This is a genomic window from Shewanella sp. HN-41, from assembly GCF_000217915.1.
Classification (GTDB): Bacteria; Pseudomonadota; Gammaproteobacteria; order Enterobacterales; family Shewanellaceae; genus Shewanella.
In genome coordinates this window covers 210,181-233,968 of record NZ_AFOZ01000046.1, presented here as the reverse complement: position 1 = coordinate 233,968, position 23,788 = coordinate 210,181, and the positions used below count along the sequence as shown (strand labels likewise).

Below are 23,788 nucleotides of genomic sequence, written 5' to 3'. Positions count from 1 at the left end.
GTTTCTGCTACTTCCTGAAGCGCTTAACTTAGCTTAAAATTCGCTCCGTTTACTGGTGCGCACGAGGCGCAAGTTATCGGTATAAAGGGCGTAGTTTAAATGGAACTTTCGATTCGTAGTCTTTTCGCAGCCACTGCGGTGTTGTTGTCTGCTTTTTCTGTCACTCCTGTGGCTGTCGCTGCAGATTACGACAAAATCGTCCACGGTCCCGTGGATTTACCCAATGGCCAATGGCTGGATTTCTACCAAAAAGATCATCAAGTATGGAGCGAAATGCTCTATGGCGATGCGCCCGGTGTGCGTATCGATGACTATGGTCATGCAGAAATCGTGGCGGTTTTTTATCTCGATTTTGATAAAGGCGGCACCAAAGAAGTGATCGTCATGCTCAAGGATGCCGATGGTCAGCATCTGCGTGGTTATGGTTTTGAGGGGGATGAGCTCACAAAACTCCCCCGTCTACAGGCTGTGCTCGATGAGGTGGCGCCGACCTTAACCTCGTTTACCGTGGGTAGCGTTCGTAAAGTGTTAAGCCAAATTCCACCGCAACAATACCGTATGACCTATGAGGCTGATGCGATTGCAGACCCCGCGATTAAGGCGATTGTCGATGGCTCAACTCAGCTCAAGCCGACCTTAGTGGGTTATCGTAATTCCGAAGGTTCTCCCGTCGATGTGAAGACCGCCGTCGAATATAAATTACGTTATCCACTCACTCGCAAGGATAAAGATGGCCAAGGCCGCGAGCATCAATATAGCTTAGTGACGACTTTTGACCGCAGTGGCTATAGCGAAGAAGACGGTAGTTTTGTATTGGTGAGTGTGGCCTTTGAGGCCGATGACTTTGACTGGCTTAAAAGTGGTGGTGCCGATATTCCTAAAACAGGCCCATCCTATGATTTTATGAGTATGGGCATGGGTAGCACTTGGGCAGGGCTTGCCAGTGAAAGTTATTATACCCAAGGAGTGCTCGATGGCCCCTATGCAGCCTATGATGGCCGCAATGGTAGCGTGATTTACTCTGGTCACTACAAACAAGGCAAAAAAGTCGGTAAGTGGATGGAGAGTGAGAACCAAGCCATGTATTGGGAAGGCGAGTATCTTGACGGTAAAAAGCAAGGTAAATGGATTGCACAGTCGATGTTCGATGAGGCCGATAACTTTGGTTTTGCCCACTACAATCAGGATGTGCTCGACGGCCCAACTGAAATCTACACGTTAGATTACGAATCGAGTACCGAAGGCGCTAAGCAATTGTCTGAAAAAGGCATTTATCGAAATGGCGTAAAAGATGGCGAGTGGCTTGAGGCTGATGGCAGCAAAGGTCAGTATCAAAAGGGCGTTAAACAAGGTCCTTGGGTCGATAAAGTGACGAGCGGACATTTTCGTGATCAAGTCGGCGAAGGTGCCTACCTTGCAGGAAAACGCACAGGCCCTTGGGTATTTAAGGCCGAAGATGGAACTCGTACAGAAGTTAGCTATATCAATGGGTTGCGCCAAGGTGAGTCTAAATCATTCGATAAAAATAATCTGATGTTTAATGCCCGCCATTATGAGCAGGGTAGGCTCAATGGCCAGAGTATTTGGTATTCAAGTCCGAATGTTGTGGTGGATGTCTCTAATTATCGTCAAGGAGAGTTGGATGGCCAGCAAATGCGCTTTAATCCCCAGAGTGGTGAGCTGACTGAACTAACGAGTTATCAATTCAATGCAGCGGTGGTGCTTAAGCCTTCCCACGACGAATGTATTATGCGTGAGAATCCCTATGAAGGGGATTGCGAAGGGGTGATTAATGGCAAAAATGAAGCCACCTCATCGATAAAACACGGCGAGCAGCGTGAATATTTCGACAGCGGCAAATTATATAAATTGTCCTATTACACCAATGGCTTGCTAGATAAAGATTACCAGTACGATTCCAATGGTCGTTTAAAGTATTTGAAAACCTACAAAGCGGGTAAGGAATACGGCCCAAGTATCAGTTATTCCACCGATGGTGGTTACTCGCTCTCTCGATATGGTCAGCAAGTGAATAACCGTCTCTCTGGCCCCCATTACACTTTCTATCCTAACGGGCAAATAAAGGATATCTGGAACTATTGCCAGCAAGAAGGTGAAATGTGGAACGGTGAGCCTTATTACTGGGATAACGCCATTGCGCGTTGTGGTATCCAGCGGGAGTATTTTGATAATGGTGCCGTAAATTGTATCGAAAACCTCGACAGTAATTATGCTGTGGATAAAGTGTGCTACGACCAGAATGGCAAGTTATCGACGGAAATGTTGCGTATCGATGAACAACATGTGGTCCATAAGCGCTATATCAAAGGGGTGATTTATCAGGAAGAACCTGGTTTTTCGGATTTTTCAACGGTGATCAAAGGACGCAAAATTTATCACTTAGAAAACCCTAAAAGCCATGGGGTGTTTAAGTCCTACGACAGCAGCGGCAAGCTAACATATGAGAAAATATATGATATGGGTAAGGCTGGCTGTATTAAAAAGTACGACGCCAGTGGCAAGCAAACCCCAGAAACGGCGAGCTGTAAGTTCTAGGTTTTGGGGCTAGTGGCTAGAACCTGTTTCGTTTAGGATTAATGGATGAGTTTGCTGGTTTGGCTTAATTGCGATAATCACCACGCTCTTCCATTCATAAAATAATAAAAAGGAAGTTTGCATGTCAGCCACCGAATATAGCCTAGAAATCCACCCAAGATTTACCGAAATAGATGGTCTAGGACACATTAACAACACAGTGATCCCCGTATGGTGCGAGACGGCTCGAGCACCAATTTTCGAGATTTTCAATCCAGAACTGGATTTACACCAATGGAATCTGATAGTTGCGGGTTTTAACGTGGCATTTATTGCCCCAACTTACTACGGTAAGAGTGTAACAATAAAAACCTATGTGAGCCGCATCGGTAATAGCAGCTTCGAGTTAACACAAACCTGCTGGCAAGCTGGCAATAAAACCGCCGAAGTGAAAACCACACTCGTGCATTACGACTATAGCTGCGAAAAAAGCCGCCCTATCCCTGAAGATATCCGCGAAATACTCGCTAATTTAAGTGGTGAAAGCGCTTAAACTACCTACTCCTAGGTCAGTGCAATTGCAATTGCACGACTAAAGCGTTAATTTGTCGACCCGCTAATTGTGATGCAGATCACTTAATCTGCATCGTTTCATTTTTACCGGCTCGGATTAACCATGAGATTTTATTTCACCCGCATGCGTTCGAAGGATATTTGTCCACCAAGGCAACCGCTTAAAAAGATTGTGTGGTCATGGATTGGGGCTTTCTGTGGCATCTATTTAGTTGCCAGCCTAGCGACTTATATGAATGCCAATTTTATGGGGACCATGTTTGTTATCGGCTCTTTTGGCGCTTCGGCTGTACTCGTGTACGGTGCCCCGCTGGCGGAGTTTTCTCAACCCAGAAACTTGATTGGTGGCAGTGTGTTATCTGCCTTAATTGGGGTCGCCGTTTACCAAGTCTTTGCCGATTATATGGTACTTGCCTGCGCCTTAGCCGTATCCCTATCTATCGCATTAATGTACCTGACCCGCACCCTTCATCCCCCTGGTGGTGCAACGGCATTGATCGCCGTGATTGGGGGTGAAAACGTGCATCAACTCGGATTCCTCTACGCGCTAATGCCGGTGTTTTTAGGTTCAGTATTGCTTCTGCTGGTCGCGCTGGTGGTTAATAATCTCTCCACCGATCCTAAGCGTCATTACCCAGTTTATTGGATTTAGCTAAGTTATAAATGAGCGCAATTGTTATTGCGCTCATTTAGTTTGATTTCTCAGATTAAATGCCGCTTGTAATCGCTATGTTCCGGAATGCGAACGCTCTTCTTCCTTCAGAATAATCTAAATTAAAGCCAAGTTTTTTAATTACAGTGGGATTGGATTCTGTGGGATATTTGAAAAATAGTTTCAAAGATGTCGAGGACTTTTTGGTCAGTGAAATTTTTTGGTAAGACCGTATGAACTCATTCGCTACATGTATACGTTCCAACTCGGCTTTTGTATTCTCTTGATCGAATATTCTGGTGCCACCGACGCCACTGATTTCTAAATCTTCATTTGAAACATTACGAACATCAAGATTACAGGTGACTTGGGAACCTGATTTAGAGCAGTATTCTAATTCGATTTCTAGACCAGCTTCTACTTGTACAGAGGCATAGTTGATATGTTCTTCTTTCTCTAAAAAGTAGTTACTAAGTGAAGATGAAGGAGCATAAAACTCTCTCAGGCTTAAAGACAGAGCACCAAGCATGGCAAATACAAATACGTAATATCCATATCTGTGCCACGCATTTCTTACCTTTGCATGACTAACTAATCGATTTACTATGAATAATATCGCAAATGCGGATATTAAGGCTAAAAAAGCAAAAATAGCCTGATATAGAAGTAATCCATCAATATTTAGTTGAATAAGTTGTTTTAAAAAATCAGAACCTCTGAATGTGGGAGCTAATACTGCTAGCAATGTCAGTAAAAAGCTTATTAAGGTGTTCGAGTCAGACATGTATTCCCTGAAGTTTTTCTTCTCAGTCTTAGCATTCAACATATCATTATTCATTTTAAAGCAGCTCGTAAAAACAATTTATATTTGCAGAGTATTTTAATATTAGATAATTAAATGTAAAAATATTTATGCAGAAGTTGCTTATCATTTCAAAAACTTCTGCACATACCAGCAGCTGGCTTGGATAGCCAAATCTTGGCTTTTGGCCCACCTTAAGCCGTGGCGAACTAAGCGTTCGGCAAGGCCTTTGCCGCGCAGTTCATTGGGGACAAAGGTGCGATTAAAATCGATATTCTTGCCGCTTACTTGGTATTCCAATACGGCTTCATAACCCTCGAAGGGGATAATAAAACGCTGTTTATCCTGTTGATGTTCAATGGTTATTTCATTTTTCACTGTGTCTGACATACATGCTTCCCTCTGAGTATGACCTAAAGTGTGCTGGCAATTTAACCATGGACTCGGTTAGCTTACGCTTGTTCGTACTGTTTGAGAATGGCGAGCAATTCTGTCGGTAGTTCGGCTTTTTTACCGGTTTTAAAGTTAAACATCACGGCGACCGAGGTGCCTAAGGTGGTTACGGCCTGTTGCTGTTTACTAAAAGCTTGATAATGCATGGTAAATCTATCGCTGTGAATATCGCTGATGCTAACACTCACCAATAGAGTATCGGGGAAAGTCACCGGGCGTTTATAGCGGGCCTGATTCTCGCTGATCACTGGGCCAACACCGGATTTATACAGGGCATCCAGCGGGAAGAGGCGATTGAAGAAGTCGATACGGGCCGTCTCAAAATAACGGAAATACACCACATTATTTACATGTTGCAGGGCATCCATTTCACCCCACGCGACGGGGATTTCTGTGACTATGGGATGCTGCGCGAGAAACTTTTCCATTGTACTTTCCTGTGTATTTTGCATTGAATTGCCTATATAAAAATCCGAGTTGAAACGCTCGTTTAAGATGGTCAGACTAGCAGTATAAAGAACGAGCGACAAGCGTTAACCTCAGTGAACAGCTGGATGAGACTTGTTGGGTTAAGCTGTTTTTTTCAATTATTTTAATGGATTAAATACTATGTATATCGGTGCAGTGGCAAAGCAAACTGGCTTGTCGATAAAAGCAATTCGGTTATATGAGGAGTGGGGGCTGATTCGTGCGCCGCTGCGCAAGGGACGTTATCGCACCTATGACACAACCGATATTAACCAGTTATTGTTGATCAAAGAAGCCAAAACCTTAGGCATCAAACTCTCACAACTTAAGGCCTTGTCGACCGAAGGGGATCAAGCGATACAGCTTGAGTCAGTACAACAGTTTCTTCTGAGCATAAAAGCCGATTTTCAAAGGCAGATTATCGAGTTAGAAGATAAATTAGTCCGGCTCGATGTTTGTATTCATGGTTTAGAGTCCTGCGAATCACCAGCTTAAACTCTGGCTTGACTCTCCCCTTAGGGGCAGGGTTTATGCTGTTTGCCACATTGACTGTTATAGGGTTTTATCGTGGCAAAAAAGATTTTAGTGATCAGTGGTAATCCTAAGGCGCAGAGTTTTTGCGAGCATTTGGCTGAAACCTATGCCCAAGCGGCAGCAGATAAACACTCAGTGAAAATCGTCAAATTAGCCGAGCTGAATTTTGACCCAAATCTGACCCATGGTTATCGTCAACATCAGCCACTCGAAGCCGATTTACTGGCGTTTCAAGCTGATATCCAGTGGGCCGAACATGTGGTGATTATTACCCCGATTTGGTGGGGTGGTATTCCGGCTAAGTTTAAGGGCTTAATAGATAGGACATTTTTATCTGGGTTTGCATTTCAATATGAGAAAGGTAAATCTATACCCGCTAAGTTGTTACGGGGTAAAACCTCGAGAATTATCATGACCATGGACACGCCGCCATGGTATTACAAGTGGTTTCAAGGTTCGCCAGCGCTTAAACAACTTGATACCGCCACCTTAGTTTTTAGTGGCTTTAAGCGAGCTAAGTCTAATATGTGGGGGCCTGTGATTGCTGCTAGGGAGGCGCAATTGCAACAATGGCGAGCGCAGGCGCAGCGACTAGGAAGCTTAGGATTATAGAATTTAATAGCAAAATAAGGAGTCACATGTGATTAAACAAGTGGGCAATACTCTTATTCAACCGAAGCACAAAGCGTCTTGTCATTGTGGCGCCGTGGTGTTGGAGCTTTCACTGCCTAATGGCATCGAAAATCCTCGTCGCTGTGACTGTTCCATCTGCCGTCGTAAGGGCGCGATTGTTGGCTCTGTACCGCTGGCGGGGATCAAGATCCTCAAGGGTGAAGATGTGCTGAAATGCTATGAATTCAATACCAAAACCGCCAAGCACTACTTCTGCTCCCTCTGTGGTATTTACACCCATCACCAGCGGCGTTCTAATCCCCATGAATATGGTTACAACATTGGTTGCCTCGAAGGGGTCAATCCATTCGAGTTAGGCAATGTGCCCACTAATGATGGCGTTAACCATCCTGCGGATCGTTAGATTATGAACATAGGTCAGTTTGCTGCACTCACTGGACTGTCGGTGCACACGCTCAGATATTACGAGAAAATCGGCCTGCTGCGGACTGTGGTGCGAAATGCGAGCGGGCACCGCGACTATGCGGAGAAAGAGGCACAATGGATCGAGTTTATCAATCGCTTAAAAGAAACGGGCATGCCACTAAAGCAAATTTTGACCTATGCCGAACTGCGTGCTCAAGGCGATACAACCGCAGGCCAGCGGCAGCAATTGCTTGAGCAGCATGCCGCACAACTGGCCGAGCGTATTCGCCAAGAGCAGGCGCACCTGATCGCCCTCGAGCAAAAAATCCGCTATTATCAAACACATTTTAGTGACTAAACTTAACGATTCGGCGCCGTCGCTAAGTTCCTCGTTTAAGAATGAATCGACTAATATTATTCGCTTTTATCTGTTGCTGTTGTCTTTCTACTTCATCACAGGACTGCCTATATTATTCATCAATCAGCCGTTGACTTAGAGTTAACTCTAAGGCGTAAGCTACTTCTGTGGTCCAATCCAAAGGAGTCAGAGATGAGTAATAAAAGGTATGTGCAGGGGTTAGCTAAGCTGACTGAAATCGATGGCGAGGCGGGTGAGAAAGTGATCGGCAGTCTGGCAAATATTTGCCCCGACTTGGGCAAGTATATTATCGAGTATCCTTTTGGGGATATTTATCAGCGTGAAGGGCTCGATCTTAGGACGCGGGAGCTAGTGACTGTCGCGGCGCTCACAGCATTAGGGCATTGCCAGCCACAGTTAAACGTCCATATCAACGGCGCGTTAAATGTCGGTTGTGCACCGCAGGAAATCGTCGAAGTGATACTGCAAATGTCTGTTTATGCTGGTTTTCCCGCAGCGTTGAATGGCATGTTCGTCGCGAAATCGGTCTTTGCCGAGCGGGAGTTAAGTGTTGTTTGAGTTCATCTTGAGTCAGGTTCATAACGCTTTAGTGAAGCGATCTTAAGGTCGCTTTGATTTTACTCACTGGTATTACTTTCAAATCCATTTAAACGGCTTTTCTGTTCCGAGTCATCGACATAGAATCTCGTGGGAGATTCATTTCGTCGCTAAGGGATGATTCGGCAGGTTTTGCTAGTGAATTGCTAAAGTTAGTCGCTACACTGGCATAGGTGACATGAGCGTCGCCATAGGTTTTGCAGCTTACATCGGCAACTGATGCACATCTTAATCGTAAACGGAATTTAAAATAACAATGAATTTAGGTCATTACACTGAATCTGCTCGTCAGCACTTACTGCAAGTCACCCAGCCTTTGCCTAGCAAGCTCCAGCTAGGATTGAGCAAGTTGTGGCGTCATTTTAGCCAAGGGTTCGCCAAGTTATCCTTTGCGCAGAAGTTGTATCTTATTGCCTTGATACTCGCTTTTAGCTCCAATTGGATGGGGCAAGTTGCCTTGGTTGCCGTGATCGCTATGGCCATCGAGTTCTGGCCTGTGTTCGAACGTGTCTGGCACAGCCTCGCGGGCAAAGCTGTGTTACTGCTGTTTTATGCCATTATTGCCAACTTTGCCTTAGGATGGTCTGGTGCCATAGTGAACGAAGTGGTTGGCGTCTCGGCAAGTCATCTGGATTACACCCATAACTTGGCGATTTTACTCTATATGCCCGCTTGGTTTTTGATGGTGAGTGCGATTGTGCTACTGGCATTGCAGCTGATTATTCCTATTTATTTAGTGTTGATCTTTTTACTTAAACCTTTAGGGGTCAAATCGTTACGGCTCACCTCGCATACCTCATTTCGTAAAACAACCTTTTTGATCCGCATTGTGTTAGCGTCTGTGGTGCTGTACCACTTGAGCCTGCTTATCGATTTAGAGGGCAGTATTGAAACGTCATTTGCCGACTTAATCACGGCAAGCCAACAAACCTCTGAACAGCGTGCCATTGAACCAGCATTGGGACTGATACCGGATGCAACAGGGGGGACTAAGGCTCCAGCCCTTGATTTGGTCCTGATTAAGCCAACCCTTGAAAATGACCAAGGTGCTAATGCACGGGTGCCAAGCACCGAAGAGCTCGAGGAGGAAGAACGCAAGCAAACCTATGCATCGGTGCGGGTTCAATATCAGCACTTAGTGCGACAATTGCTAGCGAGTTTTGCCTTTACATTCGAGGCCAATAGTCGTTCACGGTGTGAGAAACCCGCCGAGTCTAATGTGATTGAATTGAATGATTACGAGATATTACAGATCACGCCGGATAAAAAGGCGCATTATGGTTATCGCTTTGAAGTGAAAAAGTGTATCTCGGCTGCGTTTCCGTTGGTGGCGAAGAGTAGCTAAACAGTCGAATAAAAAAGCGACCTTCTGGTCGCTTTCGTTTTATGGACTAAGTTAGCTAGTGGAGTGAGTCGCTATCGCGTTATTCGATCACTAGCTCATCGAAGCTGCTGATTTTGCGGAACTCACCAGTACGTTGTTTGCTATCGCGTACCATTTGGTAGGTCATCATGCCTGCAGCCTCGGCGGCTTTTAATTCTTCAACCACATCGGACACAAATAACACTTGTTTTGGACTTAAGCTGATAGTGTTGAGGATATTGCAGTAAGCCTGCTTATCTAATTTGTTGCCCGTTCGGGTATCAAAATGACCGTTAAACATCGCAGTTAAATCGCCGCCATCGCTGTGGCTAAATAACAACTTCTGTGCATCGACAGAGCCCGATGAAAAGCTGTAAATGCGCAGCTTTTGCGCACTTAAACGTTTCACCGCTTCAATAAAGTCGGGGAAGATATGGCCCTTAAATTCACCCTGGGCGTAGCCTTGTTTCCAAATTAACCCCTGCAGGGTTTTAAGTGGTGTAGCTTTACGATCTTCGCTGACCCACTGTTGCAAAATTTCGGTCACGCGCGCTAAGTCCGCATCGGGCTCTAGGGCGATATCTTTAGTGTCACAGATACAGTTTTCAACCAATACATTGTGCTGGTTCTGCGCTAAAAAGTCTGGCAAGGCTTTGACAGAATAGGGGAATAGTACATCTTGGATAAAGTTTAGGTCTGTCGTGGTGCCCGCTGTGTCTACGACTATGGCTCTGATACCCATAATGTTTTGATACTCCACAATATGTTGGCTTAAAAATGCAACCCCGATCCTAAGCGTTATTGGCACAATTGGCTAGTGTATTTCGACAGCTATCACAGCCAAAGTAGGTATGCTTAATGTGCGTCATGGGCTTGTCTGAAGGGGGATGCCGCGATATCGAATTTACTTTCTATAATACGAGTGTTAACTTTGGACTATACCCATCTAGTTGATTTTCAAGGAATGAAATATATGCGTACGCTATTAATTCTGCTGGTGATTTACAGCTTTGCATTCGTTAATGTGTCAGCAAATGCCGATGATACCCTCCCCGCTCAGCCACAGATGTTAAAGATCAGTTCGAGCCTGTTAACTGAGCCCGCTGACTTTAAGGTGACATTGCCGGCCAGTTACCAGTCGAAACCTGATAAACGCTATGTGGTGCTGCTGGATTTACATCCTCGTAGTCACGGCTTTCTCGCTGGGATGGAAGATTGGATGAGCCATAACGGTGGCTGGCCTTGGCAGGAAACGATAATAGTGACGGCGCCAGATGGTCATGCAGGCTTGGGGGAGTTAAAAACCTTAGCCATTAAGCAGCAAGAAAATCAGCAGTTTTTAGATTTTATGGAGCGAGATCTACTGCCCGCCATCGATAAGCAATATCGTACTAATGGCTTTCGGATCCTCAATGGCTTCACCGGCAATGCCACTTTTAGTCTCTACACCCTGTTGAATCGCCCAAGCCTATTTAATGCTTACATCGCCGCAAGTCCCGTACTGGATGATAACTACGCCTTTGTGATGGCAGATGCAGCTAAGAAGCTCGCAGGGATGAAAGGCAAGCCAAGATTCCTTTTTATGAGCACTAGCGACAGTGATTTCGAACAAAATCAGTTAGCTGACTTTGCCAAGCTTGAAGCCATCATCAAGGCGAATGCCACGGATTCACTCGACTACCGCATCAAGCACTTCGATGGCACTTACTATATGACGCAACCCGTTTTAGCGACGGCTTATGGTATCGAAGCTATTTTTAACGATGTACACCAAGTGCTTAAGCCTGACTCGACCATTTCACTGCAGGGGGCGGCTGCTATTTTGGCGCACTATAAAACGCTCTCGGACGACAAATATGGTTTTGACGTGCCCGCTACCGATTCGCTTATCGCGTTGGCAAGGTCTTTCGAGGCGACCGATCCCGACAAAGCCATAGATATTTATCAGCAAACCTTAAAAGCGATTCCTACTGCGTTCGAGGCCAGCCATGCATTGGCAAGTGTATATGCGAGCCAGGGTCAGCTGGCTAAGGCCATTAAGTATGAAAAGCAAGCGCTTGAATTAACTGATCATCCATTCTTCAAAAATAAATACAGTAAACAGTTAGCAGAGTATCAGGCGAATCAATAAGCCTATTCACTGTGGGCGCGAACATTTTTGCCTAGTTGCTCTCTGCGTATTACGCATAGGGTTATGGTGATCATAAGACTATGGTCTTAATAGCTAAGGGAAATTTTGGCTGTTATTGTAGCTTTACTATCTTTCGACTTAATTTATTCACCTTTATGGTTTTAGGGATTAGGTCGAGCGCGCCCTGCAATGATGAGACAGTTTATGAAATATTTACCTGCATTCGGCTTAGGTATTCTCTTGGCGGTATTGAGTTTTGTCAGTTTTGCACTGGTCGCCAGTGCCGGCTATATGGTTGCCTTGCTCGGCAGTGTCGCTAATCTTAGCCACGATAGCCCTGCCTACCTCGGTTTGGGTGCCCATGATGCTGGGCTGTTAATCTTGCTCTCGGGGCTGATACTTTTCACATATCAGCGGCTTTTTCCTCGATTGCCATTCGATTGGTTTGCCGCAGTGGCCCTGCAAACCCCACTGGGTTTAGTGGTGCTTTGGTCCGATGGTATTTCCTTTAATCTGACGGATTTTTACGGCGTAGCCAGAGCCTTAACCCTCTTTGCGGCAACCTTTGGCGTATTAGTGATTTTTGGGTTATTACAGCGCCACAACCGGCGGTTTTCGCATGCAGTGTGAGCCGTATAAAAGACGTTGAATGGATGTTAATGGCATAAACACCGCAGCATTTTTTGATGTAGGACCTGACACAGGTTGGCCCTGTGGTGATCTTTGGGGTACTAAGGTCAATTGGCGAATAAAACGTTTAAGTCTTTAAATATTCAGGGGCAGTATTGGACTGCCCCTGATTTATCTTGCTGGTTTTACAACGCCCTAAGCCGTTGTTGCGGGAGCCGTTGCCGCTTCGAGCCACTGATCAATCTTTTGCTCTAATAGATCCAATGGTAGGGCGCCATTTTCGAGCAGCCTGTCATGGAAGACTTTGATATCAAACTTATCACCAAGCACTTGTTTGGCTTTTGCCCGCAACTCGATAATTTTTAGCTCACCCAACTTATAGCCCAGCGCTTGCCCCGGCCAAACCACATAACGCTCGATTTCGCCCGTCGCCTCGGAGCGGTGGATTCCTTCCGTTTTAATCGCATAATCAATCGCTTGCTCGCGGCTCCAGCCTTTAGTGTGCATACCAGTATCGACCACTAGACGCACGGCGCGGTGCAGCTCAGATTGTAAGCGGCCAATGTTGTTGATGGGATTGTCCTGGTAGATCCCCATCTCTGCCGCGAGGCGCTCGGCATACAGCGCCCAACCTTCGCCAGCGGCATTAGAGTAAAAAATGGTGCTCAGCAGCGGTAAGCTATCCGACAGACCGATAATGGTTTGCAGATGGTGGCCAGGGTTGGTCTCATGATAGGTCAACGTTTGCAGCGAGTAAGATGGCAGTGCGGCCATATCGTACAGGCTTATCCAAAATGTCCCCTTACGCGTACCATCCTGGGAAGGCGCATCATAAAATGCCCCACTAGTGGCCGCGGCGCGGCTGTCGGGCACAGCTTCAACTGCGACTTGTTGGTCGGGTAAACGGCCAAACCATAGGGGTAATTTGGCATTGACTAGTGCAAGATCGGCTTGAATATCCGCCATTAACTGCTGCTTACCTGCGGCGGTATCAGGGTAGAGATATTTAGGATCCTGTAGCAGTGTTTGCATACGCTCACCCACAGACCCTTTGCGATAGCCGACTTGTTTCAGTAAAGCGTCCATTTCAGCTGTGATACGGGCGACCTCTGCTAGGCCGAGCTGATGAATTTCCTCGGCGGTTTTATCCGAGTTGGCAAGATGCTTAATCATCGCCTGATACAACTTAGCCCCTTGGGGTAAATGACCTATGCCCGCAATGTGAGATGCCTTTAACCGCACGCTTTGCAGCGCAGAGATCAGCTGGCGCGTGGCGGGGTAATACTTAGTCTCCACCAGTTCGGCGGCAGAGTTCGCCAACGCCTCACTTTCTGGTACTTTGGCGGCGGTTAATTTGGCTTTAAAACTGCTGACTAAGGGATGCTCATTAGCATGATGTATTAACTGTTGTTGTAAATTGGCTATCGTCTTATCGATAATAAAATCCGGTGGGATCACTCCCATCTGCACATCTTGAGCGAGTTTGTCGATTAAGGTGCCCATCGCCGCGGGATACAGGCTTAAACGGTTAAGATAGGCCTTAGCTTGCTCTGGGGTGGTGACCGCAAACTTATCTTCCATATATCCCGGAAACTCAACATGCAGTCCAGATAAATGATTGACGGCATAAGGTAAAAACCATACTCCGTACTCGCCGAGCATAGTGCCATAGGCCACGGTTTCGGCGGGAAGTAGCGCGCCTTTCACTTCGGATGTTATCGAGTTAAGGCTGACTCGCTCGGAGGCGCTAAGTGTACTGCTATCGATAGCATTCAGCTCACTCAGTATGGTTTTAAGGGCTTCTCGGCGCTGATGTTCGCCGGATGGACTGTAGTCGGTGAGTTTCGACATCACCCCTTTGCCCGCTTCTGCATCGGGTACGCCATAATAGGTGGCGATCTCGGGTCTTAGGGCAAAATAACGCTGGGTTAGGGGAGCGACTTGTTGTTTAAGGCTCACAGTTTGAGTGGTATTTTCGGCCTTGGCCTGCTCAGTTGTCTGATTGGTAGCTGTCTGGTTTGGATCGCTACAGCCTGTCGCTAATAGGGCCAGCATTAAAGCATTTATTATTCTTTTCATCGGGTTACTCATAAGGTGGGTATCAGGTTAAGCCGTGGTTTGGCTGGGAAACCTAAAGCGTTAAACCATGCGTAAATGTGATCAACCTCAAAGTTGAGCGGTTATCCTAGCAGTTTATTGCACCCAAACTGCAAGAATTTTGTTGCTAGTTTTGAGTGGACCAAAGTCAGAGCTGCTTTTAAACCACGACTTTCATTTTATTACATGCTTAAAATCGTTATTTGTTGCTAACTTGTTGACGACTCAATGTATAAGTTGCTTAAATCTCATTGTTTTGGATGAGCGAGCAATAAAAGGACAAAAAATGGAAGTTATACAAAAGAAGGGAAAAAACAAACATACCTTTAGTTTAGGGCAAGAGCAGTTTGAATACGCCTATGAAGATGGGTCAGCTAAAGGTGATGTTGAAGTTTATTATGGTGATTTACCCCTTAAACGTTCTGAGCAAACAGAGCAAAATGATTGGCTTAGAAACGTAGGTGTATTGTGGATCTTGCTTGGCCTGTTTCAAAGTGGCTATGGCAGTTTTACGCGAGGTGCTTTTTACTTTGACCCCATGTGGATATTTATTGGGGCCGCCTGCTTAACATGGGCACTAATGACTAAGGTAACTTACACAGTATTTAAAGCTGAAGGTGCCAATATCTTTATTATCAAAGACAAACATCATGATGCGTTGATTGAAGAGTTAATGGCGCGCCGCAAAGCACAGCTGGCCCATTGGTATGCAGATATCAACCCTGAGAATGAGTTGAATAATGAGATCAACAAATTCAAATGGCTAGTTAAACAAGAAGTGCTAACGGAAGAAGAGTCAGAGCAAAAGATTAAAGAAGTTAAGTTTTATCATCAAGTTGATGATCATGATGAAAGGGTTTTAAACTAACTTCGTCCCATGTGCAGTTAGGATTGCAGTGAAGGCATGGATTGACTCACAGCGTAAAAGAGATGATAGCCAGATCGACGAAGATAAGGCTATCTTTTACCACAATCCGATTCCAAATTAGCTGGGGCTATTGATCGGCTGCGTAAGTATCTTAAGTTTTCTGCCTCTGGCGTATTTTCTCTCAAATTGGCCAGCCTATTTCTAGAGTCTATATGCAGAGAAGTTAACAGATAGGAAACTGAGTATAACGAGGTTAGTTATCTGATTTATTGCCTCTACCTATATCGCGTTGCAGCATATATTGAGCTAGCTGTTGAGCATCGGGATGGGTGCTGGCATTTAAGCGGCTAAATACGCCCTGTTGATCGCCACTGGATCTATGTTGACCGAGTTTCTCCTTCGCTTGTATTTCATCAATCACAATCTTAAAACCGACTATGGCTTGTCGTAGCTTTAGTTGGTACTCATCGGGCATAAGCTGCTTATCTTGCAGTAGTTTTGGTTCATGCTGCACCACTAGTTTATCTAAAACGGCTTGGGTTTCGTCATCATTAAGTAAGTGTGCTATCCCATAACAATGTACCGCCGCATAATTCCATGTCGGCACCGCAGGTTTAGCATCATACCAAGTGGGGGAAATATAAGAGTGTGCCCCGCTAAAAACGACTAATATCCGTTGGTTTGCTATTTCCTGCCAGTGCGAATTAGCCCTTGAGACATGACCATATAACACGCCGTTTTCGCCCGCTGTCGCATCGAGCACAAAGGGAATATGGGTCGCATTAAGTGAGCCTGAAACCATCAACCCAAAGCTGTTCTGGGCAATAAAATTTGTGATGGCCTCATTGCCTGACATGATCATGTTCTTGGGTATATACATTGTCTTTCTTGGCTCTTAACAATAATAAGGGCTTTATATTACAAGGAAAAAGTAGATAGTCGATAGGGAATTGGGGTCGTTAGTTTATAGTCTGACAACTGAGGATGTTTTGCGATCAAATTTAGTTTGATGTTTATTAAAATCAACACTTCTGTCTTTTATATCCAAAGGTTAGGCTCTAATTATCACCTAGGATTTGAACGTTTATGGATGACAGCTGTGGTTAGTGGGTTGTTATGGTATGAGTGGTCGGTTTAATCTTTTAAAGTTAATTATTTAATGTTTTTTTTGTCGTTAGTAATAAGCCCGACTCGTGGCCGGGCTTATACGTGAGGACGAGATCTAAAGATTAGTTACATGAGGCACTATAAATATCCGCAGCCCATTGTGGGTTATCGATAAACGGGTTGCGGTTGTGTTGTTGCTCATAAACGCGATTATTGCGGCGGCGTTCCCAATCGCTTACGGGATCTTGGATATGCCAGCCTAACAAGGTACAGAGATCGCCGAGTAAGGGCTCACCTTCTCCCGTCATGCCCTTCGCTACGCTCAGATCTGGCGTTCCACTGTTATCCCCACCTTGATAACGAACATCCATATAGAAGACCATACGTGCAACATCACCTTTAACCATATCGGCAGGTTCAAAACTATCGCTGTCGGTCTTGTTTGCTGGCGCCTCACTCAGCGGAGTGCCTCCTAAGGCGAAGTCCTTGTTACCGCGAGTGCTGTTGACTGTCACATCTGCTGGGCGTAAGTGGTGAAGGTCGGTATAAGCGTGTTGGCTGCTATTGGGGAAGCCATGGCTTTTGGCCCAAACATGTTCCCGATTCCAAGCATCTAAGGAACTGCTCATGCCTGCACGATTGGTTTTCGGTTCTGAGCGGCCCGTATACAGTAAAATCACATTGTTGCTGTTATTAGGATCCTCATCGGTATAGTTCAGCCCATCCCAAACCTGCGCATAGCTAAATTGGGTCTGATCCCGAATAATCAGATTTAAACTGGTTTTTAGCGAGCTACCACTTTTCCCTATCGCATTCGCATAATAGGTATTGAAGCTATAGCCATCGGGATCGGGTGTTGTGCCGCCAGTATTTCCGCCAGAACCGTTATCGGGATCTGTGGGGGTGGGTATAGTGTAATTAACCGTTAAGCTAATACCGCTAAAGCTTTGATAAGCGACTAGATTGACGTAATAACGGCCCGCCGCTGCGTTTGCGATAGGACAGGATTCATTGTTACCAGAAAGGTAAGGTGCGCAGTCATATTGGCTGGTCGTTGGCTCGTTACCGTAACGGACATACATATCGGCATCACCGCTGCCACCGTTCATGGTAAAGCTCAGTTCAGTGGCATTTTCTGGCACATCGGCTACAAATTTAAGCACTTGGCCCTGAGTCGCACTGAGGTTGAGCTGGCTCTCGCCTGGTTCAAGCAGATTGTCATTGGTCGTTGGGGGCGTCGAGCCACCACCACTGGTATCGCATAGGGAAGCTAAGTTGCCGCTTCCCGGCGTTCCTGCATTGCTAGCTGCGGCCCAATCCGCTTGAGACTTAGTGTTGAGGCTAGTCGTTCGCACGAGGGATACATCACGAACATTGAGACTCCAGCCTGAAATACCGCCTTCCCAAGCGACCAGATCAATTTCATCTGCACCCTTGGTGAGGCGAACATAGTCCCCTGAGTTGCCTAAGGTGAGTGGCATGGGGGCGATATCGGCGGTTATGCCAAAGAGGCTGTTAAAACCCGCGGCATTGATTGCAACAGTCAAATAGTGACCCGCCGCTAAAGTGCCAGTGAGATTTAAACTGGCACCATTATCATTTAATTGATACTGACTTAAATCGATAGCATCACAGCCTGGATTAAAGAGTTCGATATATTCTTCGGTACTGTCATTATTGGGTGTGTCATATAGCACTTCACTAATTAACAGTTCGGCATTGGCATTCAATGCCAAGCCCGCCATAAACATAGATATTGCGATTTTGGATTTATTTATCATCAACATTACTCATTATTATTTTATTTTCAGTTTGGCCTTATATCGGCTAATACTGGACCCCAGAATTATGTTGTTTCAATCGATTAAGAGTAATAATCGAGAAAAACCGCCGCATTATGCCACAATCAGAATGTCATTAAAGTGTAATTGCTGTTAATTTTTTGTGTCCAAAAATCGGCTTGAAGGGCGATTTTAATGACTTATCTTGCCAATATTGGGCATATTACATCGAAATAAGTGGTTTCTTTTGGGGCAAAAGATATTCAGTGTTTATGCAGGTATTAATCGGTTTGTCGTTCTATAAATGAATATTTATATATGGAGAGATAAGCGTTGTAAGTAATTAACTGCATGTCATGTTGTTTATTTATTTTATTCTGTTGCTTATTTAATGACGCTGGCTTTCTCGGATGCCAGTGAAATAGTGAGTCTGAGGAATAAAATGCAGTTTAGGGCTGAAACTGCATTGATTTGAGTCTCGCTTGGTTGGTGAAATGGGCAAAATATTTAAATGGCAGTTCCGAATTTTAGTTCACTTTGTTGGAAGGGGGAGGCCTAAGCTGTCCCTCTGTACCTGAGTGGTTCAGAGGGACGGCTTGTTGCGAGATAAGCTTAAGCGCAGTAACACCACTCCTAGGGGCTATATCCTGTGGAACATTATACGGTCATCATTAAGTGCTTAGTCTGGGTGTGTCATTGCCAATTATTGAATCATGGTAAATTCTTTTACTAACAGGACACTATCCGACAGATCACGTAAGGTGACTATATAAGTCCCTGTTGACTGATCCTCAGGAAGTATTTTGTGAGTACAGCTCCACTCCTCATTATTGCTATTACCCCATAGCAAATGATTATGGAGTGATTTGCTATTTCCTTCGGCGTCTAGGTAACTCCAGTTGCATGTTAAACCTACATTATCTTGCTTGGATGCCATATCAACTGCAAATACCGTCCCAATAACATCGCCGGGATTAAACTTTATGTTTTTAGCGACTTGGATCTCACTCTTACCCTTGCTTCCCGTGGAATCAATGATAATGCCTGCCGCGACATCATCGAGAGACAAAGAGTTTAGCTTAATTTTCAGTTCGCTATCTATCATATTCTGCAACAGCTGCAGCTCACTCGAATTAAAATCAGTCTCAGCAAAAATCTCAGCGATTACCTGTGATTGCAAAGACAAACTCGCTTTAGTAACTTCGTTTTTTTGTAAGTAAGTGGGCTTAGCTTTCAAGTCAGCTAAGGCAAGGAGTTCTGCACAACGACTTACGTCTTTGCTAACACCAGCGCCTGTACATAACGCTTTGGCCATCATTAGCCTTGCCCTAGCGTCGGCACCTTGCTCATTAGCTAATTCAAAATAGTGAAAGGATTTGGCCAGATCTGTGGTCATGCCATCTTCACCAGTGAACATCAGTCCTAGCATATAGTTAGCAGGCGCAAAATTTGCCGCCGCGGCTTTTTCGAACCAAGAAATTGAAGCGAGCTTTTCTTCGTTATCATAATGTTTAATGCCAACGAGAAAGCTTGCTCGACCACTGCCCATTTTAGCTGCCCTAAGGTAATACTCCATGGCTAGCCCTTTATTGAGTTCTATCTTAGTCTCCCAGTTACGGGCATCACCAAGGGTCACATAATCTTCGGCGAGTGCGGCTAACGCCTTTTTATCCGTGACTGTAGATTCGTACTCGGGTAGCTCTAATGTGCGCTGTAAAAAATCTGCCGTGCTAATTGTTTCATGCTGCAGCCAATAGAGACTAGTGTGCCCGTGTCCGGTTTTCTTGTAATACAAGGTTTCTGGTGCTCGCCCCCTAGCTTTTAGGACGTATTCAAGTCTGTGGCTATGTTCTAGCTCGGCAGTCATATCCTCAGTGCCAGCAATTAATAGTAAGGGAACATCGATTTTATCGGACAAATAAACCGGTGATGTTGCCTTTAATTCTGCACTGTATTTACCGACGGCATTTGCCGTCATTTGGCGAAATTCTTCGGTTGCTTTGATATTGCTGGAATTAAAGAGTAAAGGTAGGTCGTAAACACCGTATGCGCCGACGACACATTGGTATTGATCTGGATGTTTAATGGCGAGCATCACTGATGAGTAGCCACCATAACTGGCACCTATAGCGCAGCTACGCTTAAATTGGTGTTTCGCTCGAACATGTTCCACCGCTGCTGTGATATCTTTTTCTATATCTAATCCAAATTGACCTACACCACCTTCAAGAAAGGCTTTGCCATATCCAACTGAGCCGCGGAAATTCACCCTTAATACTGCAAATCCTCTACTAGTGAAGTATTGGCTTTCCGGATTAAAACCATCGTAATCGCGGATACCAACTGGGCCGCCGTGGGGCATAACTAATAGCACACCATTTGCATTATCCGATTGGGGCAGTGTGAGGTATGACTCGACGGATACGCCAGTATCGGATTCAACCGTAAAGGCTTCGGTTTTACTTAAGGTGTAGCCTTCGAGATTGGGTAGCACTTTAGAGAGCAAAAACGCTTTTTTCGTCTCATTGTTATAGACGTAGCGAGTGCCTGGATCATCAGAAGCATAAACATATAATGCACTGAACTTGCCACTCGGTGAGGTCGCTGTCACTACAGTATGCTTATTTGGGAATGAATGCTTAAAAACAGCCTGTTGGAGATTAGCCTGTTGATCAAAATATTGTGTATTTAACTGGCCATTTTCGTAAAATGATACGGACTGCAATTGATTATTTTCATCAAAAGTACTGTCTATTAAATCAAATTTGGGGTTTTCATAAACGAGTTCGGTCACTTTTTGCTGTTTTATATCGAATTTATGCAACGCGACTTTGTCTGTACTCTTATTACTAAGCACATACATGGTATTGTTATCGATAATATGTTGCGGGATAAAGGTTTCTTTACCCGATGTTAAACTAAATAAATGTTGCCAGTTTTTATTCGCAAGGGGTCGATAATGGAAATCAACTTTTTTGGCATCTTTATCCAGCGTTAATGCAAATAGCATTTCTTTGTTTTCATCAAAAAAATAACCAAAAACATTTCGAAGATCATCATCAATTAAGTTTTTTGATGAAAATGTCTTATTCTTTAATTCATTTACAGTGACTTCGTATAACTTTTGGTTCTCACTATTACGGCTTGTATAACCATATAATAGGGTGCCTGAGTCAGGTTTTACCCTAACAAGGGAACCTTCGAACGTTAATCGATTGGTTTTTGACCGCACAACGCCATCCTTATGGATGATGTCTAGCACGGCTTGAAAACTGTTCCGCCCTTGCAAATATTTCACATAGATACTGTTATTATCGAGCCAAGCATATTCTGTAATGCTTTCATCGGCATCTAGCTGAATAATATTAGTATATTCATTGGTTGCTACATCAATTAATGATAGGAACTTACCTTTGTCCTCGATGACTTCACCGGAAATATATTTCTCATCGGGTGAAAATTGCAGGTTGCTTAATGCTGAGTTGGCAAATAATTTATTTGCAGGAATGGGGGATGCAATGGTGTCTATTGCACTTAATCCAAATATAAAAGTAAAGAGTATAAATAGATTTTTCATTGTGCAGTCCCTTCTTTAACTTTACGGGCGTACTCAAAGAAATGATCTTCCCCTGGGCCTGCGTAATTCAGTTCTCTTACTTGGTAAATTTTGGGGAAATGACCTTCTAAATATTCAAGTGCATTGGTTGATTGGTTTTCTAAAATAGCTCTAACGCCATCAAATGAAAAATAACTCCATATTGCATCAATGCTCAAATGGCCAATATAGTTTATTTTCCCAGGTTCAACATGAAAATTCCACATATCATCTGTTAGCTCTATTTTTAGATAGCGATTTAATTTTATATCACTAATTTCATAGTCACCCGCAGGCACATCAACCATGATGTAATTAGAGCCAAATTTTAAATCTTGTGCAGTCAGTTGCAGGTACTTAGTGCCGCTAAGCATTATGCTGTGTAAGTCTACATTGGTATCGACCGACATCAGTAAATAGCCAGTGTTGCTATCGAGCGGCCTGTCTTGATCGTTTTTTAACTTTGAGATGGGTTGTATGCAACCGCTTAGTAGCCAGCAGGCGCAGATTAGCAGTAAAAATTGCTTCATGAAGAGTGCATCCTTACGACAAATGTCCTTTAAAAATGATTTATAGATTAATCAACCAACAATTATGCAAGCTGGTCGCTTATATTGTAAATTACATACATTACACGTAATTATTACATTATTGCAATAAGTGTGCTGGGGAATAAATTTGTTGGAATGAGCCCTAATTTAGTGCCGAATGTGGGGGAGATGTATGTGCGGGATCTAGGAAGATACTTACCATGTTTGTCATCGTTAATTGGTAATCCAAATGGGGATTTTAGTTATCCCCACTTGGCTTACAGTTAAAAGACTTTATTTAAACAAGAGTTAATTCAGAAAAGCATAATTCATCTTGCGCTTTAGCCATTTATTGATGAACTAACTTACCGTTTTTCACTACATCTTTGCAGGGGTTTACGCCGTAGGAATAGGCTAACTGCGCTGGAGTGGCGATATCCCATAGACAGAAATCCGCCTGTTTGCCGACCACTAAACTGCCGACGGTATCTTCAATCCCAAGTGCTTTGGCGGCATTTAAGGTGAGACCCGTAAGGGCTTCCTCTGGCGTTAAGCGGAATAGGGTGCAGCCCATATTGAGCATCAGCAGGGTCGAGCAAATGGGCGATGAGCCGGGATTAAAGTCACTGGCAAGCACCATTGGCACGCCGTATTGGCGTAGTAAATCGATAGGTGGCTTTTGGGTTTCACGCAAAAAGTAAAACGCGCCCGGCAGTAGCACGGCGCAGGTGCCGCTTTCGCTTAGGGCTTTTACGCCTGCCTCATCCAAATATTCAATATGATCAACCGACTTTGCCCCTAAGCGTGCGGCTAATTCCGAGCCGCCCATATTGGTTAACTGCTCGGCATGGAGCTTAATTTCTAAGCCTGCGGCTTTGGCGGCGCTGAGTACGCGCTCGGTTTGCTCAAGATTGAAGGCGATATTCTCGCAGAACACATCCACCGCATCGGCGAGGTTCTCTTTGATCACCGCTGGCAGCATCCTATTGATAATTAAGTCGACATAGCCATCGCTATTGTCTTTAAATTCGGGTGGAATCGCATGGGCACCGAGGAAGGTGGTCTTCACATCCACATGGTGATGCTGGCCGAGTTCGCGGGCCACGCGCAGGATTTTGAGTTCGGTTTCGGTATCTAAGCCATAGCCAGACTTAATCTCTACCGTGGTGACGCCTTCCTTTGCCAAAGCATTTAAACGCTGGCGACCCAGTTCAAATAGTTCTGCTTCATCCGCCTCGCGGCAGGCATTAACCGTGGAAATAATCCCGCCGCCGGCACGGGCGATTTCCTCGTAGGTGGCGCCCTTTAGGCGTAGCTCAAATTCATTGGCACGATTACCGGCAAAAACTAAGTGAGTGTGGGCGTCGATCAATCCTGGGGTGATCCAGCCGCCCTTGCCCCTGTAAACAGGAATGGACAATACATCGAAGGCGGGCAGTTCGCTGCGGGGCCCAAGCCAGGCAATTTTGCCGTCTTTTACGGCAATGGCCGCATTGGTAATTGCGCCGTAAGGTGCTGATATGGAAGGGTCCATTGTTGCTACGTTAACGTCTATCCAAACCTGATCCCAAGACATTGTTATCCCTCGCTGCGTTGGCTTTTTGGCCCCGCAAACTCTTTATTATCGAAAGTTATGTGAGCTAGCTTGTATTTAC

The 23,788-nt window shown here is 44.9% G+C and carries 22 protein-coding genes; 12 read left to right on the top strand and 10 right to left on the bottom strand.

What is annotated here, in order from left to right; all coding sequences use genetic code 11:
• Positions 1–99 precede the first annotated feature (99 nt).
• The 3 genes from SOHN41_RS19155 (at position 100) to SOHN41_RS19145 (ending at position 3,760) form a co-directional block, all read left to right on the top strand.
• The gene (locus SOHN41_RS19155; RefSeq protein WP_007652243.1) at positions 100–2,556 is read left to right on the top strand and encodes a toxin-antitoxin system YwqK family antitoxin; all 2,457 of its coding nucleotides are present in this window, start codon (positions 100–102) and stop codon (positions 2,554–2,556) included.
• A 121-nt stretch (positions 2,557–2,677) separates the two neighbouring features.
• Positions 2,678–3,088, top strand: a complete 411-nt coding sequence (locus SOHN41_RS19150) for an acyl-CoA thioesterase (protein WP_007652240.1) — start codon at positions 2,678–2,680, stop codon at positions 3,086–3,088.
• Between the two features lie 123 nt (positions 3,089–3,211).
• Entirely contained in the window at positions 3,212–3,760 is a 549-nt protein-coding gene (locus SOHN41_RS19145; RefSeq protein WP_007652237.1) for an HPP family protein, read from the top strand.
• Positions 3,761–3,815: 55 nt separating this feature from the next.
• On the opposite strand, the gene SOHN41_RS19140 is transcribed toward SOHN41_RS19145, so the two are convergent.
• The 3 genes from SOHN41_RS19140 to SOHN41_RS19130 all read right to left on the bottom strand — a co-directional run bounded on the left by SOHN41_RS19140 (position 3,816) and on the right by SOHN41_RS19130 (position 5,443).
• The gene (locus tag SOHN41_RS19140) at positions 3,816–4,598 is read right to left on the bottom strand and encodes a hypothetical protein (RefSeq protein WP_139058417.1); all 783 of its coding nucleotides are present in this window, start codon (positions 4,596–4,598) and stop codon (positions 3,816–3,818) included.
• 90 nt (positions 4,599–4,688) lie between these two features.
• Positions 4,689–4,952: a GNAT family N-acetyltransferase gene (locus tag SOHN41_RS19135; RefSeq protein WP_007652233.1), complete on the bottom strand. Its 264-nt coding sequence runs from the start codon at positions 4,950–4,952 to the stop codon at positions 4,689–4,691.
• A 62-nt stretch (positions 4,953–5,014) separates the two neighbouring features.
• Positions 5,015–5,443 carry an acyl-CoA thioesterase gene (locus SOHN41_RS19130; RefSeq protein WP_007652232.1) on the bottom strand — a complete coding sequence of 143 codons (429 nt, stop codon included), beginning with the start codon at positions 5,441–5,443 and terminating at the stop codon, positions 5,015–5,017.
• Between the two features lie 181 nt (positions 5,444–5,624).
• On the opposite strand from SOHN41_RS19130, the gene SOHN41_RS19125 reads away from it, so the two are divergent.
• The 6 genes from SOHN41_RS19125 to SOHN41_RS19100 all read left to right on the top strand — a co-directional run bounded on the left by SOHN41_RS19125 (position 5,625) and on the right by SOHN41_RS19100 (position 9,376).
• Positions 5,625–5,978, top strand: coding sequence for a MerR family transcriptional regulator (locus SOHN41_RS19125; protein ID WP_007652230.1), 354 nt, complete (start codon positions 5,625–5,627; stop codon positions 5,976–5,978).
• Positions 5,979–6,050: 72 nt separating this feature from the next.
• Positions 6,051–6,629 (top strand): NAD(P)H-dependent oxidoreductase, encoded by a 579-nt coding sequence (locus SOHN41_RS19120; protein WP_007652229.1) that lies wholly within the window; start codon positions 6,051–6,053, stop codon positions 6,627–6,629.
• A gap of 28 nt (positions 6,630–6,657) precedes the next feature.
• A complete protein-coding gene (locus SOHN41_RS19115) occupies positions 6,658–7,053 on the top strand; it encodes a GFA family protein (RefSeq protein ID WP_007652228.1) in 396 nt (131 codons plus the stop codon).
• Between the two features lie 3 nt (positions 7,054–7,056).
• Positions 7,057–7,413 (top strand): MerR family transcriptional regulator, encoded by a 357-nt coding sequence (locus tag SOHN41_RS19110; protein ID WP_007652227.1) that lies wholly within the window; start codon positions 7,057–7,059, stop codon positions 7,411–7,413.
• 192 nt (positions 7,414–7,605) lie between these two features.
• Complete coding sequence (locus tag SOHN41_RS19105) at positions 7,606–7,992, top strand: carboxymuconolactone decarboxylase family protein (protein WP_007652226.1); 387 nt, start codon at positions 7,606–7,608, stop codon at positions 7,990–7,992.
• Between the two features lie 295 nt (positions 7,993–8,287).
• Positions 8,288–9,376, top strand: coding sequence for a hypothetical protein (locus SOHN41_RS19100; RefSeq protein ID WP_007652225.1), 1,089 nt, complete (start codon positions 8,288–8,290; stop codon positions 9,374–9,376).
• Between the two features lie 79 nt (positions 9,377–9,455).
• Here SOHN41_RS19100 and mtnC read toward each other — a convergent pair whose 3' ends face one another.
• Positions 9,456–10,136: an acireductone synthase gene (mtnC, locus tag SOHN41_RS19095; protein WP_007652224.1), complete on the bottom strand. Its 681-nt coding sequence runs from the start codon at positions 10,134–10,136 to the stop codon at positions 9,456–9,458.
• A 231-nt stretch (positions 10,137–10,367) separates the two neighbouring features.
• On the opposite strand from mtnC, the gene SOHN41_RS19090 reads away from it, so the two are divergent.
• On the top strand, positions 10,368–11,525 hold the full coding sequence (locus SOHN41_RS19090) for an alpha/beta hydrolase-fold protein (protein WP_007652223.1): 1,158 nt from the start codon (positions 10,368–10,370) through the stop codon (positions 11,523–11,525).
• A 204-nt stretch (positions 11,526–11,729) separates the two neighbouring features.
• Positions 11,730–12,155: a hypothetical protein gene (locus SOHN41_RS19085; RefSeq protein WP_007652222.1), complete on the top strand. Its 426-nt coding sequence runs from the start codon at positions 11,730–11,732 to the stop codon at positions 12,153–12,155.
• A gap of 195 nt (positions 12,156–12,350) precedes the next feature.
• Here the strand turns inward: SOHN41_RS19085 and SOHN41_RS19080 are convergent, their stop codons facing one another.
• Complete coding sequence (locus SOHN41_RS19080; protein ID WP_007652221.1) at positions 12,351–14,234, bottom strand: DUF885 domain-containing protein; 1,884 nt, start codon at positions 14,232–14,234, stop codon at positions 12,351–12,353.
• Between the two features lie 304 nt (positions 14,235–14,538).
• On the opposite strand from SOHN41_RS19080, the gene SOHN41_RS19075 reads away from it, so the two are divergent.
• Positions 14,539–15,120 (top strand): hypothetical protein, encoded by a 582-nt coding sequence (locus tag SOHN41_RS19075; RefSeq protein WP_007652220.1) that lies wholly within the window; start codon positions 14,539–14,541, stop codon positions 15,118–15,120.
• A 253-nt stretch (positions 15,121–15,373) separates the two neighbouring features.
• Here SOHN41_RS19075 and SOHN41_RS19070 read toward each other — a convergent pair whose 3' ends face one another.
• The 5 genes from SOHN41_RS19070 to hutI all read right to left on the bottom strand — a co-directional run bounded on the left by SOHN41_RS19070 (position 15,374) and on the right by hutI (position 23,709).
• Positions 15,374–16,000 carry an FMN-binding negative transcriptional regulator gene (locus SOHN41_RS19070; protein ID WP_037459704.1) on the bottom strand — a complete coding sequence of 209 codons (627 nt, stop codon included), beginning with the start codon at positions 15,998–16,000 and terminating at the stop codon, positions 15,374–15,376.
• 349 nt (positions 16,001–16,349) lie between these two features.
• Positions 16,350–18,008: an endonuclease gene (locus tag SOHN41_RS19065; RefSeq protein WP_007652218.1), complete on the bottom strand. Its 1,659-nt coding sequence runs from the start codon at positions 18,006–18,008 to the stop codon at positions 16,350–16,352.
• A 703-nt stretch (positions 18,009–18,711) separates the two neighbouring features.
• Positions 18,712–21,585, bottom strand: a complete 2,874-nt coding sequence (locus SOHN41_RS19060; RefSeq protein ID WP_007652216.1) for a prolyl oligopeptidase family serine peptidase — start codon at positions 21,583–21,585, stop codon at positions 18,712–18,714.
• On the bottom strand, positions 21,582–22,133 hold the full coding sequence (locus tag SOHN41_RS19055) for a hypothetical protein (RefSeq protein ID WP_007652214.1): 552 nt from the start codon (positions 22,131–22,133) through the stop codon (positions 21,582–21,584). Before SOHN41_RS19055 ends, SOHN41_RS19060 begins: the two co-directional genes overlap by 4 nt.
• Before the next feature lie 349 nt (positions 22,134–22,482).
• Complete coding sequence (gene hutI / locus SOHN41_RS19050) at positions 22,483–23,709, bottom strand: imidazolonepropionase (protein WP_007652212.1); 1,227 nt, start codon at positions 23,707–23,709, stop codon at positions 22,483–22,485.
• Positions 23,710–23,788 lie beyond the last annotated feature (79 nt).

Excerpts from the sequence above, each read along its gene's own strand:
- SOHN41_RS19100 (WP_007652225.1), top strand. The coding sequence starts at position 8,288 with ATGAATTTAGGTCATTACACTGAATCTGCTCGTCAGCACTTACTGCAA.
- SOHN41_RS19125 (WP_007652230.1), top strand. The coding sequence starts at position 5,625 with ATGTATATCGGTGCAGTGGCAAAGCAAACTGGCTTGTCGATAAAAGCA.
- SOHN41_RS19080 (WP_007652221.1), bottom strand. The coding sequence starts at position 14,234 with ATGAAAAGAATAATAAATGCTTTAATGCTGGCCCTATTAGCGACAGGC.
- SOHN41_RS19150 (WP_007652240.1), top strand. The coding sequence starts at position 2,678 with ATGTCAGCCACCGAATATAGCCTAGAAATCCACCCAAGATTTACCGAA.
- SOHN41_RS19155 (WP_007652243.1), top strand. The coding sequence starts at position 100 with ATGGAACTTTCGATTCGTAGTCTTTTCGCAGCCACTGCGGTGTTGTTG.
- SOHN41_RS19075 (WP_007652220.1), top strand. The coding sequence starts at position 14,539 with ATGGAAGTTATACAAAAGAAGGGAAAAAACAAACATACCTTTAGTTTA.
- SOHN41_RS19085 (WP_007652222.1), top strand. The coding sequence starts at position 11,730 with ATGAAATATTTACCTGCATTCGGCTTAGGTATTCTCTTGGCGGTATTG.
- SOHN41_RS19130 (WP_007652232.1), bottom strand. The coding sequence starts at position 5,443 with ATGGAAAAGTTTCTCGCGCAGCATCCCATAGTCACAGAAATCCCCGTC.
- SOHN41_RS19090 (WP_007652223.1), top strand. The coding sequence starts at position 10,368 with ATGCGTACGCTATTAATTCTGCTGGTGATTTACAGCTTTGCATTCGTT.
- SOHN41_RS19145 (WP_007652237.1), top strand. The coding sequence starts at position 3,212 with ATGAGATTTTATTTCACCCGCATGCGTTCGAAGGATATTTGTCCACCA.
- SOHN41_RS19110 (WP_007652227.1), top strand. The coding sequence starts at position 7,057 with ATGAACATAGGTCAGTTTGCTGCACTCACTGGACTGTCGGTGCACACG.
- mtnC (WP_007652224.1), bottom strand. The coding sequence starts at position 10,136 with ATGGGTATCAGAGCCATAGTCGTAGACACAGCGGGCACCACGACAGAC.
- SOHN41_RS19135 (WP_007652233.1), bottom strand. The coding sequence starts at position 4,952 with ATGTCAGACACAGTGAAAAATGAAATAACCATTGAACATCAACAGGAT.
- SOHN41_RS19065 (WP_007652218.1), bottom strand. The coding sequence starts at position 18,008 with ATGATAAATAAATCCAAAATCGCAATATCTATGTTTATGGCGGGCTTG.
- SOHN41_RS19055 (WP_007652214.1), bottom strand. The coding sequence starts at position 22,133 with ATGAAGCAATTTTTACTGCTAATCTGCGCCTGCTGGCTACTAAGCGGT.
- SOHN41_RS19105 (WP_007652226.1), top strand. The coding sequence starts at position 7,606 with ATGAGTAATAAAAGGTATGTGCAGGGGTTAGCTAAGCTGACTGAAATC.
- SOHN41_RS19060 (WP_007652216.1), bottom strand. The coding sequence starts at position 21,585 with ATGAAAAATCTATTTATACTCTTTACTTTTATATTTGGATTAAGTGCA.
- SOHN41_RS19140 (WP_139058417.1), bottom strand. The coding sequence starts at position 4,598 with ATGAATAATGATATGTTGAATGCTAAGACTGAGAAGAAAAACTTCAGG.
- SOHN41_RS19070 (WP_037459704.1), bottom strand. The coding sequence starts at position 16,000 with ATGTATATACCCAAGAACATGATCATGTCAGGCAATGAGGCCATCACA.
- hutI (WP_007652212.1), bottom strand. The coding sequence starts at position 23,709 with ATGTCTTGGGATCAGGTTTGGATAGACGTTAACGTAGCAACAATGGAC.